Origin of the sequence: Shewanella sp. FDAARGOS_354, from assembly GCF_002209245.2 — a bacterium.
Lineage (GTDB): Bacteria > Pseudomonadota > Gammaproteobacteria > Enterobacterales > Shewanellaceae > Shewanella > Shewanella xiamenensis.
The window spans coordinates 1,934,624-1,947,856 of record NZ_CP022089.2 but is presented as its reverse complement, the minus strand read 5'-3'; the positions used below and the strand labels follow the sequence as shown (position 1 = coordinate 1,947,856).

The following is a 13,233-nucleotide window of genomic DNA, read 5'->3' as shown; positions in this document are numbered from 1 at the left end:
TTTGTTTATGGGCTTAAGGAAAACGCTTAGAAGCTGTAGCTATATTGCAGCTTCACATTACGCTCTTCGCCCGGCATACCACCGAGGAACATCGCTTTGCTGTAATAGTCTTTATTGAATAGGTTATTGATATTCAATTGTAACTTCCAAGAGTCGGTGGCGTAGCTGATGGCAGAGTCCACTAAGGTGTAGCTCGGCACATATCCATCAGGGATGCCAAAGTCTGTTGAGTGCGTGCTTCTATCATCCACATACTTGGCGCCTAAACTCAGCTCAATAGGGCTGGATAAGGCAAACCAGTCTGCACCATAGGTCACCCAAGCACTGGCGGTCACATAGGGTACCCCTTTTTGGCGGCTGTTGTAGGTTAAACTATTTGGGTTTTGTTTATCCCTTGCATCTTGGTACATGCCATTAAAGTTAACTCGCCACTGATCATTTAGGTGGGCATTAAGATCTAACTCGACCCCTTGGGTATCTTCGCTGCCATCGTAAAAGTACACGGGTACCTCGGCACCAGATACGCCAGCGTTATAGTCTGGGTTGTTGTAAGGCACATTCGTGCGTGAGCTTTTAAAGAACACCAGCGATGCTAGCATCTGATCATCAAAGGCTTTAAAGCGCATACCAAGATCGTTACTGACGGATTCTGAGTCTTCGCGGTCGGTATTTTCCCCAGTGATTGAGCCTAAGATGCTATAGGCGGTGCGGCCCTTTGAGTGATTGACGAAAAATGATAAATCATCAATGGGCATATAGGTTAAGCCCAAGTTGTAGGTGACACCATTATCTTTGCTATCTTCCTCAGGGGTAGGGCTCGCTTGACTCGCGCTGTAGCGCTCATCCACACCTAAGTGCTCATAGCTCTGTTTGATTTCGTTAAAGGCCACGCCAACACGGGAGGTAAAGCCATAACCTAAATAACCCACATGTTGCACGCCTAAGCCCCAAGCGCTGACTTTTTTGTTGTAGTTGGCGGTTTTGAGTGGATCGTAGTCGGCAAATTTACCCGTTCCCCAATTTGGATTGCGAATATCGTAAATGTACGGTAGCGAACCACGGTAAATCACTTCGCCTTGTTTGTTTTTAATGACTTGATCTGCATCGTAAATTGAGAATTGCTCGAGGCGAATATCGCGGTCTTCGTAGTTAGCGTTCACCAGTAATTCGTTGTCGATATTGCCGATTTGGAAGTCGTAACGTAGATCAGCAAAATACTGCCATGAGGTTTCTTCGGCATCGAGTTGGCGGTATTCCTGACGTCTGGCGGCAAAGGGATAGAGCACGCCATTTTCAACCAGTGGCGCGCGGGGATCCTGGTTAATCACATCAGTCGATACGCCACCAATCTTGATGTTTCGCTTCCAGTACACATAGTTGTAAGCCCCTGTTTGACGGGCAAAACCTGTGGTGTAGTCGCGATATTGCAACTGCTGATTGAGGAACAGATTATCGGTAAAGTAGATATTGTGGGTTAGCTTGAATCTTAATTCTTCACCTTCATTATCCTTTGCCATGGGAGAAATTAATCCCGCGTCACCAAAGGAATAGGGAGTTAAGCCATCACCACTTGCGAGTGATGCCGCCAATTGCTGACGCTGCTCGTCGGTTAGTTGTATGCCCAGCCCTTTAGGATCGTTTATCAAATCTTGCCAAGTGACTTCGCCAGCGGTTTTGCCACCGACAGAATCGGCATTGTAGATACGGATTGGATGGCCGATGGAGTCAACGGCAATGGCGTCTTTGATATACGCGCCGGATAGCATCAGATCTTGGCTATCACTTAATACCCATTTGAGTGAGCCGAACACTTCATCACGGTCGGCGCCTAAATCACGGTAGCCTTCACTGCGGGCGGTTTTGGCGACTAAGCGGTACGCAAGATCATCGGTAATTCCACCCGTGCTGTCGATGGCGAGCGAGTAGGTATCCCACTGGCCAACTTCTGTGGTGATTTTGTGTTTGGATTCAAATTGCGGTTTCTTTTCAATCAGGTTGATCACGCCGCCCGCGCTACCCATGCCATAGAGTCCAGTCGCTGGCCCTTTTAAAACCTCAACCGATTCCACATTGGTTAGGGAGCGAGTGGGGTTAAAGGTATTGCCAAGGCCGGCACCGCCATACATGCCGTCATAGGTGTAGTTTGCGCCTAGGCCGCGAATCACTAAGTTATCCCCAATGCCGTAGTTATTGCCCGCTTGAGTCACCCCGCTGATATTGCGAATTAAGTCCTGCAGATTGTCGACTCCTTGGCTGTTAATCAGCTCCTGGTCAACGATAACAACCGCCGCAGGGGTTTCCATCAAGGACATATCTGACTTAGTCGCAAGTCCTGAGTTTTTCACAACGGAGTTTTGTCTGCCGTATACCGTTATACGTTCGATGTTTTCATCGCGAGCAGAAGGTGTGTCATCGGCAAAAGCGGTATGTGGTAAAGCACTGAGGCAGGCGAGTGCAATAAGTGATAAACGAAATATAGGTGGTGATACTGACATATAAATTTCCCCCAAACAGAATGGTCGCGAATGATAATGATTTTCATAACCATTGCAACCTTTGATTGATAGGTCTTGGGAGTTAAATGTTTGTCATCTTTACGTATGATTAACGGTTTGTGGATTAATCCTGTGGTGAGTTTTGCCGCCACTAGGCGCGTAACTTGAAGCAACTCTTAGCCAGATTTCTAATTTGTTTCATTTTTTTTATAAAAAAGTGATTTATTTTTTGGGTTAACCACATCGACTCGGCTTTTTGATCGAGAAACATAACCCGTGATCCCTATCACTCTCACCCTATCCTAATGACTGTTTACGTAAACGTAATATTTAAACGAGTGTTTAAATTTATGTGGTGTTTCAATTTTGTTAACTTGTTATTTTTATTAGTTTTACTCGCTTTCCTTAAGGTGGAGTTCAAAACGCTGTCTGTTTTCTACTTAGGTCGAATAAGGTAAAAGTGGTGTATATATTAATTTTCATTATGTAATTTAATTACGTATAAAATTACAATGCGCTTAAAGTGGTAAAGTTGTCAGACAAATTTCACCACTACCAAAATAGTAATTATCGCTTTAATGTAAAGTAATTTTAAATCATATGTTTATACTTTAAAAGTCACTTTGGTCAGACCAATTTTGTCACGGTTTTTGGTCAAATTTTTTAGCTGTCATGACACTTTTGGATAGTTGCAAATACAAATGTTTGTCTGTAAGTTTTGGTTCTAAACGAACATTTGAATGTTTTGCGGTGAATGTTTGTACATGTTACCCATGTCTTTACTGGTAATGAGTCGTAAACGAGCAAGAGTTTTGCCTCTTGGGAGGGTGAGAAGATGACGGAACAAACTTTAAGTGAGCAGCAATTGAATTCGGCACAGAATAAGACCACTGCGAATGGCACGCTGACCATAGTGGGAAATACTATCCCTGGCCAAGAAGTGATTTTTACCGAAGGTGCGCTGGCGTTGCTTGAGTCACTTTGCCGTGAATTTGCGGCTGAAGTGCCCACCTTACTCGCCAAACGTAAAGACAGACAGATGCGTATCGATAAAGGGGCTTTGCCAGACTTTTTACCTGAGACTCGCGCTATTCGTGACGGCGCATGGAAGATCCGCGGTATTCCGAACGACCTACTTGACCGCCGTGTCGAAATCACCGGTCCCGTCGAACGTAAGATGGTGATCAATGCACTTAATGCCAATGCCAAAGTGTTTATGGCGGATTTTGAAGACTCTTTAGCACCGAGCTGGCAAAAAGTCGTGGAAGGTCAGATTAACCTGCGTGATGCGGTGCGCGGTGAGATTGAATACACAGCGCCTGAAACCGGTAAACACTACAAGTTAGGCCCAAATCCTGCGGTATTAATTTGCCGTGTGCGTGGCCTGCACTTAAAAGAGAAGCACGTTGAATTTAACCAGCAGTCCATTCCCGGCGCGTTATTCGACTTTGCAATGTACTTTTACCATAACTATCGCCAATTGCTGGCGAAAGGCAGTGGTCCTTACTTCTATATTCCTAAACTCGAGAGCCATATCGAAGCGCGTTGGTGGGCAAAAGTGTTTGCTTTTGTTGAGGAAAGATTCTGCCTGCAGCCTGGCACAATCAAATGTACTTGTTTGATTGAGACCTTACCCGCGGTGTTTGAAATGGACGAAATTCTCTATGAATTACGTTCAAACATCGTCGCACTAAACTGTGGTCGTTGGGACTATATCTTTAGTTATATCAAAACATTAAAGCGCCATAGCGACCGCGTGTTACCGGATCGCCAAGCGGTGACCATGGATACGCCTTTCTTAAGTGCCTATTCAAGACTGCTGATCAAAACCTGCCATAAACGTGGCGCACTGGCGATGGGAGGTATGGCGGCCTTTATTCCGGCGAAGGATCCTGTACAGAACGAAGCCGTGTTGCAACGGGTGCGTAAGGACAAAGAGCTTGAGGCTCGCAATGGACACGATGGTACTTGGGTCGCTCACCCTGGTCTTGCGGATACGGCGATGGGGATTTTTAACGAATATATCGGCCAAGATCATCAAAACCAATTGCATATCACCCGTGATGTGGATGCACCGATCCTGGCCGCTGAGTTATTAAAGCCCTGTGATGGGGAGCGCACTGAGCAAGGGATGCGCCTGAATATTCGTATTGCACTGCAATACCTTGAAGCGTGGATCAGTGGCAACGGTTGTGTGCCGATTTATGGATTAATGGAAGATGCGGCAACCGCTGAAATCTCCCGCGCCTCGATTTGGCAATGGATCCAACATGGTAAGTCACTCTCCAACGGCAAACCCGTCACGAAACAATTGTTTAAAGACATGCTGGTGGAAGAGTTAGCAAACGTGAAAAAAGAAGTGGGCAGTGACAGATTCACCCACGGCAAATTTACCCAAGCGGCGGTATTGCTTGAGGATATTACCACTTCGGATGAGTTGGTCGACTTCTTAACCTTACCCGGTTACGAGATGCTAACTGCTTAATTATAAATGCGTTAACACTTAATGCGTCCTATGGAATGCGTTATGGCGGTGAAACCGTCAATTAAATCAATGGGCAGGGTGACGCGGTGGGGCAGCGTCACTTGCTACAACATCATACAGAAAGGAGTGACACTATGACTAAGGCAACACAGACTTCACGTCAGGCGCAGATTGACGCGATCAAAAAAGATTGGGCAGAGAATCCACGTTGGAAAAATGTTCGTCGCCCATACACTGCAGAAGAAGTCGTGGCACTTCGTGGTTCAATTGTTCCAGAAAACACCATTGCCAAGCGTGGTGCAGCTAAATTGTGGGATCTCGTCAACGGTGGCGCAAAAAAAGGTTATGTGAACTCGTTAGGCGCACTGACTGGCGGCCAAGCGGTACAACAGGCTAAAGCGGGTATCGAAGCGATTTATCTGTCTGGTTGGCAAGTGGCTGCCGACGCTAACTTAGCGGGCACTATGTACCCAGATCAATCCTTATACCCAGCTAACTCAGTGCCTGCGGTCGTTTCACGCATTAATAACTCCTTCCGCCGTGCTGACCAAATCCAGTGGAGCAACGGGGTTAATCCGGAAGATGAAAACTTTGTCGATTATTTCCTACCCATTATTGCCGATGCTGAAGCCGGTTTTGGTGGCGTACTGAATGCGTTCGAGTTGATGAAGTCAATGATCGACGCAGGCGCCGCCGGTGTGCACTTTGAAGACCAATTAGCGTCAGTGAAAAAGTGCGGCCACATGGGCGGTAAAGTATTAGTGCCAACCCAAGAAGCTGTACAAAAACTGGTTGCAGCACGTCTGGCTGCCGACGTAAGCGGTGTTGAAACCTTAGTTATCGCTCGTACCGATGCGAACGCGGCGGATTTATTGACCTCTGATTGCGATCCGTACGATCGTGACTTTGTGACTGGCGAGCGTACCAATGAAGGTTTCTACCGCGTAAAAGCGGGTCTGGACCAAGCGATTTCTCGCGGTCTAGCCTACGCACCTTATGCGGATTTAATTTGGTGTGAAACCGCTAAGCCTGACTTAGAAGAAGCACGCCGCTTTGCTGAGGCAATCCATGCTCAGTACCCAGACCAATTGCTGGCCTACAACTGTTCACCTTCGTTCAACTGGAAGAAAAATCTGGACGATGCAACGATTGCCCGTTTCCAACAAGCACTATCAGACATGGGCTACAAGTACCAATTCATCACTTTAGCGGGTATCCACAACATGTGGTACAACATGTTTGACCTAGCTTACGATTACGCTCGTGGTGAAGGTATGAAGCATTATGTTGAGAAAGTTCAAGAAGTTGAGTTTGCGGCAGCGAAGAAAGGTTACACCTTCGTGGCGCATCAACAGGAAGTGGGCACAGGTTATTTCGACCAAGTGACTACGGTTATCCAAGGTGGTCATTCATCGGTGACTGCGTTGACTGGCTCGACTGAAGAAGAGCAGTTTTAAGCGAAGTCTGTTGTATCGCGAATAGGTTCTACCCGTAAGATGTTGTACCCGTAAACCCTGTGTTTAGCTGCATTGCAGCTGTTGTCTCCCGTGCAGTTCGCCTACATGTGCTGCACGGGTTTTTAAGTCAACTCTTGTGACTTAACTTCCCACCCAGTCAATACTTTGCTTGCCTGTGCTTGGCGACTCTCTGAGTCGCTATTTTTTTATCTAATTGATTATTCTGGTGCAACTCTGACTCGAGTTGGTGCAATTTTTTAACCGTTTTACAAAGACTTAATACTATCTCATTGTTATTCAATGGCTATTTATCTTGGCCTAAATAATGCTGTGAATTGGCCGTAAAACTTAGCATTCACAGTGAGGTCACCGTCATGAAATATTACAGTCGTCGTTTAGTCAAACCTGAACATTTAAATCCTGCAAATACCCTATTTGGCGGCCAGTTATTGAGTTGGATTGACGAGGAGGCGGCTATCTTTGCTGCATGCCAGATGAAAAGCACCAGCCATGTGACTAAGCTGATTTCTGAAATCAATTTTATGACGCCGGCGCGCCAAGGGGATGTGTTGGAATTTGGCTTGGAGCTTGTCAGCCTCGGGCACAGTTCCATTACGGTCAGTTGCCAAGTGCGTAATAAGATGACGCAGGCGCCTGTGGTGAGTATCGATAAGATGGTGTTTGTAAATGTGAATGCGCAGGGATTACCGGTTCCCCATGGTATTCGTGCTAATGCGGCCTAAGGATTGAGCCCCGATAAAGCAGAGTGACGCACGGGCGTCACTCTGAGTCTTTAGTAAGATCTTCTTTGACCGATTTCACTGCATCTCTTGAAGCATGACCAATGGCTTTGGTGGTGTCGCGGGTGGCATGACCAATCTCTTTAGTGACATCCTTAGTGGTGGTGCCGATAGCACGCCCCGCATCCTTTAAATCGGCGCAGGCCGTGGTGACAAGTAGCAATGGCAGTATGAGGAGTGTAGCTTTTTTCATGGTTATTCATCCTGAAAACTAACGGTTGCCTCGCAAGATACCAAATAGTTACGCAAAACGCCTTAATAATCTTGCTAATGCAATTTGAGATGGGGATGAATAATGCGACTAATACCTTTAGCAAACATTAAAAGGCTGCCTTTTACCACACCGTGCAGTTCAATTAAATGTCGCCGATAGAGAGAAGTGTAAACAAAGCGAGCGATTTTACCTTCGACCATCACTCCACCGCCGATAAATGACAGCAAGTTGCCCACAGTATGAAACTTCGACAAGTTAACAAGCGACCCAAGATCTTTATAAACATACTGATGACGGGCGTCTTGTCCTGCAAGCAGTAGCATAATATTGTCGGCCGTCATGAGTGCCATTTGTCGTGCAGATTGCCCCCTTGGTGGAACAAAAGTACCGTTGGGTTGTGGGCAAGCAGCACAGTCACCAATTGCAAAAATATGCGGATCGCGGCTGGTTTGCATATTCTGTTTTACCACCAACTGGTTAATATGGTTGGTTTCTAGTCCACCAATTTCCTTCAGAAAATCCGGTGCCTTTACCCCTGTAGACCAGATCACTAAATCGGCGGGGATCATTTGCCCATCTGTTGTGGTCAACCCCGTTTCATCCACCTGATTAATGCGTGTTTCAGTCATGACCTTAACGCCGAGCGCGGCTAATTCTTTGGTCACTGAATCTGAAATTTCGCGCTTTTCTACTTTAGGTAAAATCCGTTTATCAGCTTCAATGAGGGTGACCTCCAAAAGACGTGAATCGATGTTATAGCCAAACCCGCGCAGCTGATCCACGGCATGGTGCATTTCCGCAGACATTTCTACTCCAGTGGCCCCTGCACCTACAACAGCAATTTTAATTTTATCGGCCAGCAGGCTATGGCTGGCATAACGGAGAAACTTATTCAGCAAAATTTTGCGGATTGCCATTGCTTGCTCTGTATTATCAAGAAATTGGCAATGTTCACGTACGCCTGGAATGTTAAAGTCATTAGCGATGCTGCCAATGGCGACCACTAAATAGTCATAATCAATATGACGAGATGGGAGTAGTACATCACCTTTATCATCACAAATCGCAGACAGCACTACTTGTTTGTTTTGTCTATCGATATCCGTCATAGCGCCCTGCTGAAAATGGTAACCATGGGCGGCTGCATGGCTTCGATAGCTTAAAGCGTCGATACCGACATCGAGTGCGCCAGTCGCAACCTCATGCAGTAGTGGCTTCCAAATATGGCTTTCAGCACAATCGATTAACGTTATCTTTGCTTTTCCTTTGCGCCCCAGTTTGTGGCCTAATTTAGTCGCAATCTCCATCCCGCCAGCACCACCACCCACGATAACAATGTTTGCTATAGCCATGCCGCTTATTCCTATTCGTTGTGTCGTTAGATTGTGCAGAGGGTAAGGTTGTGAAACAAAATATTAACCTTAGCTTTATGTCTCAAGCAATGAGGCCATATGTTGGGAAGTGAGTCAGGAATAATGATTATTTATTGATTTTATTAGTCTTATTTTTTTATGGGGGTTGAGTGTATGATTATGCTGATCGCAAATTGTGATGTGTGTCGTGTCACTTTTTGGTGAAATGTGCGCTGGCTCACCTGCTTGTGTCGGGAGAGTTCTTTGAACTGAAACGCTTTATGCCGCTTGTGAGCACCATCGTCATCAGTTAACTAAATCCTAGGGCGCATTGATGTATCGAGATTACATTTCATTCCGACAAGCTAGTGCTCGCGAAACGAAGAATAATGCGTAGTTATTCTACTCAAATGACATGCGGCTCTTAATGACAGAAAGTAAGAGCATGTGCTTGTCTGCTGCGTTATTCTCCGTTTATGTAGGATGACTACAAGCACGGATTTTGCCTTGTATAAACACTGGCCAAATTGCTCCAAAAACTGAAACGTCAACACGCGCTAGGCATGAGATCACAATTGCTTGCTGCAGCTTTGACTAAAGTACTTAACAAAAAGGCCAAACGTTGGTTTGGCCTTTGGGATAATTGGGCATTTGACGCTATATGCCCACGGCGAATGGTGTTCTATGCCTGTTCTAGCTTGGCTAAACGTTGCTGATAGTCTTGGATTAGGTGCTGCATAATTTCTTCTGGTGCGGCCTTGTCGCAACAGGTATCGAGGAAAATTTTAAAGGTGACGAGCGCATGACCATCATTTTTAAGTCTATCGCTTTGCATCGAAAAATAGGCTTCTTCATTTTCGGCTTTGCGGACGACAAACTTACTGGTTTCAAAGGATTTAGTGCCTGAGAGTTCATGCCATTTGGTGATACGGTTTAATGCAATTTCACTCGATTGGTTTAATTCAATGTGGTTTAACCAACTTGCGGTATGTTCGGGATCTTTGTAATGCGGACATCTAACTGTGTAGTTATATACATGAGTAATTGCTGTCATAGCGTACCTACCTGTAGAGGATGTTGCTGCCATCATAGGCATCGTTTTTGAATTCGGTCAATCATTAATTACGCTGATACCGTCCTAGATAAATCACCGTTTTTACAAGTGTTTTTATATAAAAATGAGCGAGTTAATTTATTTGCCATAGCTGTTATTTAGCATGAGTTTTTAACGAATAACTTTGGGCTATCTCTCAGTTTTGCACTCAAATTCGTTTTTGCTTAACTACTGCGCAATAAAGCACCAATTAATGATAGGTATAAAAATGTTTTGATGAGTATGCTATTTAACATTAGCAAAATATGAGGGAAGTGCATGGTTGATGAGGGCTTGAATGGACAGAGGCCCGTTCCTTAAAACGGGCCTCTCAGCTGGCTTCATCTTTTGCAGGGAAAAAGCGAACTGGAACCAGTCTAGCGGATTTGTAACAGCATGTAACCCACCAAGATCACGTTTTTGCGCTATTTGATGGAATTTTCGATCTGCGCGATCTCAATTGCCGAAGATTAAGGCGTTACGGCGGTTTTTGCTGTGATGATGTGGTGTTAAAGGTGTCTTTGATGCATAAAAAGAAAGGCCCAAACAAGGGAACTTGTTTGGGCCGATTCTATGTCGTTAGCTTGCGCTAGCCGAACAACATCCTGTCAATTGGCGCGCTGATAGGCGTTAGAGCTTGTATGACTTATAACGCATTCGTGAAGATCTGGCAGATCTCTTCATGGGTTGCCTGTTTAGGGTTAGTGAAACCACAGGCATCCTTCAAGGCGTTTTCAGCCAGCGTTGGAATATCTTCCGCTTTAACCCCGAGTAACGTCAGGTTTTCTGGAATATTTACCGCAACGGATAGGGCTTTAATCGCGGTGATTGCAGCCGCAGCACCTTGCTCATCCGTCATATTGGCAACATCGACACCCATCGCTTTGGCGATATCTTTTAAGCGATGCGGTACCACTTTAGCGTTGTATTCTTGCACATGGGGTAATAAGAGGGCGTTACACACACCGTGGGGCAGATCGTAGAAACCGCCTAATTGGTGCGCCATGGCATGCACATAACCTAAGCTGGCGTTGTTAAAGGCCATACCCGCTAAGAATTGCGCATAGGCCATCTGCTCACGGGCTTCAATATCTTGGCCTTGTTTTACCGCATTCACTAAGTTGCCTTGGATAAGCTCAATGGCTTTAATGGCGCAAGCATCGGTAATGGGGTTCGCAGCGATAGACACATAGGCTTCAACCGCGTGGGTCAGCGCGTCCATGCCCGTTGCAGCAGTGAGGCTTGCTGGTTTTTTCAGCATCAGCTCTGGGTCATTCACAGACAGTAATGGGGTGGTGTGTTTATCGACAATTGCCATTTTGATATGGCGAGCTTCGTCAGTGATGATACAAAAACGGGTCATCTCGCTGGCGGTGCCGGCGGTGGTGTTAATGGCTACTAATGGCAGTTGTGGCTTAGCGGATTGGTCTAAGCCTTCGTAGTCTTTGATGCTGCCGCCGTTGGTTGCCACAAGAGCGATACCTTTAGCGCAATCGTGTGGTGAGCCGCCACCGAGTGAAATCACAAAATCGCATTGATTGGCTTTTAACAGTGCCAGACCGGCTTCAACGTTCCCGACGGTTGGGTTAGGTTGTACGCCATCAAACACGGTTGAGGTAATACCATTTTGGCCGAGTTTTTCGACCACTTCACCGACTAGACCAATATTGACTAAAGGTTTATCCGTCACAATTAGCGCGTGTTTAAAGCCTAAGGTTTTGATATCACCAATAGCATCATCTACTGCGCCTTTGCCTAATACGTTGACGGAAGGAATAAAAAATTTAGCAGCCATATATCCACCTATTTGCTTGTATATTAAATTTGTTTCTTTCTGGTGACCAAACTACCAATTAAGGGGTGGCCAAGTTGTGATCTAGATCGGTTTAGATAGATTCCTGAGGTGAAATTCGCACTAAAGTTGGAACTAGATAACTAAATAATGAATTTTTATGACAGAGATTAAGGGCTGCATACGCTATGTTTTTTAACGTTTTTTTCAGCTTTTGCTTGTTTAGTTAAACTCAGATTATTACGCGATAAAATTGCCCGCCAAGGTGAGTTGTGGTTGAGTTTCTGGTAAGGTGCGGCCGTTGAGTTGATGAGGAGTATGTGAAGTACGATGGAAAAATATGAACAACTGCTGATTTCACTGCGCCGCGTGATCCGCGCTATCGACATTCATTCGCGGCAACTCAATAAGCATTCCGGCTTGACGGGACCACAGTTGATGGTGATGCAGAAGATTGCCCAACTCGGCGCTCCCTTAGCCAAGCAGGTGGCCGAAGAAATCACCCTCAGCCCAGCCACTGTGACAACGATTATTGATAGGCTCGAAGGGCGGGGATTAGTGATCCGCAAACGCAGCGAGTCCGATAAGCGTAAAGTCCATTTGTATTTAAGTGATGCGGGGCGCGCACTTTTAGAGGCGTCTCCTAAACCACTTCAGGAACACTTTATTAAGCAATATCAAAATCTTGAAGAGTGGGAGCAGAGTCAGCTACTCTCATCGGTGGAGCGAATTGCGGCCATGATGGACGCCGATAAAATCGACGCAGCACCTATGTTGTTAGTGGGTAAAATTCAAGGGGATGAATAATCTCCTTGGGCCGAGAATAATAAAAAGCACTGATAAATCAGTGCTTTTTATTTAACCCCGAGTATTTATCAAGCTTTGGGGCAGTTGGTTTCTGTCACACTATTAATCAAAATCTCAGTCACTGGTGTGTCGTTAAAACCGTTGCTGGTTTTGGTCGGCACAATGCTTATCTGATCGACCACATCCATCCCTTCGATGACTTTACCAAACACAGCATAACCATAGCTGCTCGCCGAAGCATCGAGCTGGGGATTATCCAACACATTGATAAAGAACTGTGATGTTGCTGAGTCTGACACTGTGGTACGCGCCATCGCGATAGTGCCCCGTTTGTTACTGATGCCGACCGCGGCCTCGTTTTTAATCGGAGAGCTCGTTGGCTTGCTCTGTAATCCCGTGGTGAAACCGCCGCCTTGGATCATAAAATTATTAATGGTTCTGTGGAATAAGGTGCCGTTATAGAAGGACTTATCGACATATTGTTTAAAGTTCTTACCCGTGATCGGCATATGGGTGAGGTCGATGGCTAAGGTTACATCCCCCTTTGTGGTGCTCATTAAATAACAGACATCGGCGCTTAAGCTCGGTGGAGTTGGGTCGGGTTTGGGGATATTGGGAGTGAGATCATCTTCGCCACCGCCGCAGGCACTGAGGACCATGCTCAAACTGCTGGCGAGTAAAAGTCCCGTGATTCTTTTCATATCAATTTCCTTATTTTTGCGTTGTTCGCCACGCCTT

Annotated in this window: 10 protein-coding genes; 4 read left to right on the top strand and 6 right to left on the bottom strand. The window is 45.8% G+C overall.

Annotation, left to right across the window (positions count from 1 at the left end):
- Positions 1–26: 26 nt before the first annotated feature.
- On the bottom strand, positions 27–2,495 hold the full coding sequence (locus CEQ32_RS08735; protein WP_088585864.1) for a TonB-dependent receptor: 2,469 nt from the start codon (positions 2,493–2,495) through the stop codon (positions 27–29).
- 835 nt (positions 2,496–3,330) lie between these two features.
- Here CEQ32_RS08735 and aceB point away from each other — a divergent pair.
- The 3 genes from aceB (at position 3,331) to CEQ32_RS08720 (ending at position 7,180) form a co-directional block, all read left to right on the top strand.
- Positions 3,331–4,980, top strand: coding sequence for a malate synthase A (aceB, locus tag CEQ32_RS08730; RefSeq protein ID WP_088585863.1), 1,650 nt, complete (start codon positions 3,331–3,333; stop codon positions 4,978–4,980).
- Positions 4,981–5,114: 134 nt separating this feature from the next.
- Complete coding sequence (gene aceA / locus CEQ32_RS08725) at positions 5,115–6,437, top strand: isocitrate lyase (RefSeq protein ID WP_037425548.1); 1,323 nt, start codon at positions 5,115–5,117, stop codon at positions 6,435–6,437.
- 374 nt (positions 6,438–6,811) lie between these two features.
- Positions 6,812–7,180: an acyl-CoA thioesterase gene (locus CEQ32_RS08720; protein WP_007646510.1), complete on the top strand. Its 369-nt coding sequence runs from the start codon at positions 6,812–6,814 to the stop codon at positions 7,178–7,180.
- 37 nt (positions 7,181–7,217) lie between these two features.
- Here CEQ32_RS08720 and CEQ32_RS08715 read toward each other — a convergent pair whose 3' ends face one another.
- From CEQ32_RS08715 to yiaY, 4 genes are all read right to left on the bottom strand, one after another.
- Entirely contained in the window at positions 7,218–7,430 is a 213-nt protein-coding gene (locus tag CEQ32_RS08715; protein WP_037425550.1) for a hypothetical protein, read from the bottom strand.
- A 74-nt stretch (positions 7,431–7,504) separates the two neighbouring features.
- Positions 7,505–8,803 (bottom strand): NAD(P)/FAD-dependent oxidoreductase, encoded by a 1,299-nt coding sequence (locus CEQ32_RS08710; RefSeq protein ID WP_037416017.1) that lies wholly within the window; start codon positions 8,801–8,803, stop codon positions 7,505–7,507.
- Between the two features lie 682 nt (positions 8,804–9,485).
- Positions 9,486–9,857, bottom strand: coding sequence for a hypothetical protein (locus CEQ32_RS08705; RefSeq protein WP_037416019.1), 372 nt, complete (start codon positions 9,855–9,857; stop codon positions 9,486–9,488).
- Positions 9,858–10,542: 685 nt separating this feature from the next.
- Entirely contained in the window at positions 10,543–11,691 is a 1,149-nt protein-coding gene (yiaY, locus tag CEQ32_RS08700) for an L-threonine dehydrogenase (RefSeq protein WP_037416021.1), read from the bottom strand.
- A 327-nt stretch (positions 11,692–12,018) separates the two neighbouring features.
- Between yiaY and CEQ32_RS08695 the strand changes: the two genes are divergently transcribed.
- Entirely contained in the window at positions 12,019–12,495 is a 477-nt protein-coding gene (locus CEQ32_RS08695; RefSeq protein WP_037416024.1) for a MarR family winged helix-turn-helix transcriptional regulator, read from the top strand.
- A gap of 68 nt (positions 12,496–12,563) precedes the next feature.
- Here the strand turns inward: CEQ32_RS08695 and CEQ32_RS08690 are convergent, their stop codons facing one another.
- Entirely contained in the window at positions 12,564–13,196 is a 633-nt protein-coding gene (locus CEQ32_RS08690) for a peptidylprolyl isomerase (protein WP_088585862.1), read from the bottom strand.
- Positions 13,197–13,233: the final 37 nt, after the last annotated feature.

Coding starts and splice junctions, on each gene's coding strand:
- CEQ32_RS08735 (WP_088585864.1), bottom strand. CDS start 2,495: ATGTCAGTATCACCACCTATATTTCGTTTATCACTTATTGCACTCGCC.
- aceB (WP_088585863.1), top strand. CDS start 3,331: ATGACGGAACAAACTTTAAGTGAGCAGCAATTGAATTCGGCACAGAAT.
- aceA (WP_037425548.1), top strand. CDS start 5,115: ATGACTAAGGCAACACAGACTTCACGTCAGGCGCAGATTGACGCGATC.
- CEQ32_RS08720 (WP_007646510.1), top strand. CDS start 6,812: ATGAAATATTACAGTCGTCGTTTAGTCAAACCTGAACATTTAAATCCT.
- CEQ32_RS08715 (WP_037425550.1), bottom strand. CDS start 7,430: ATGAAAAAAGCTACACTCCTCATACTGCCATTGCTACTTGTCACCACG.
- CEQ32_RS08710 (WP_037416017.1), bottom strand. CDS start 8,803: ATGGCTATAGCAAACATTGTTATCGTGGGTGGTGGTGCTGGCGGGATG.
- CEQ32_RS08705 (WP_037416019.1), bottom strand. CDS start 9,857: ATGACAGCAATTACTCATGTATATAACTACACAGTTAGATGTCCGCAT.
- yiaY (WP_037416021.1), bottom strand. CDS start 11,691: ATGGCTGCTAAATTTTTTATTCCTTCCGTCAACGTATTAGGCAAAGGC.
- CEQ32_RS08695 (WP_037416024.1), top strand. CDS start 12,019: ATGGAAAAATATGAACAACTGCTGATTTCACTGCGCCGCGTGATCCGC.
- CEQ32_RS08690 (WP_088585862.1), bottom strand. CDS start 13,196: ATGAAAAGAATCACGGGACTTTTACTCGCCAGCAGTTTGAGCATGGTC.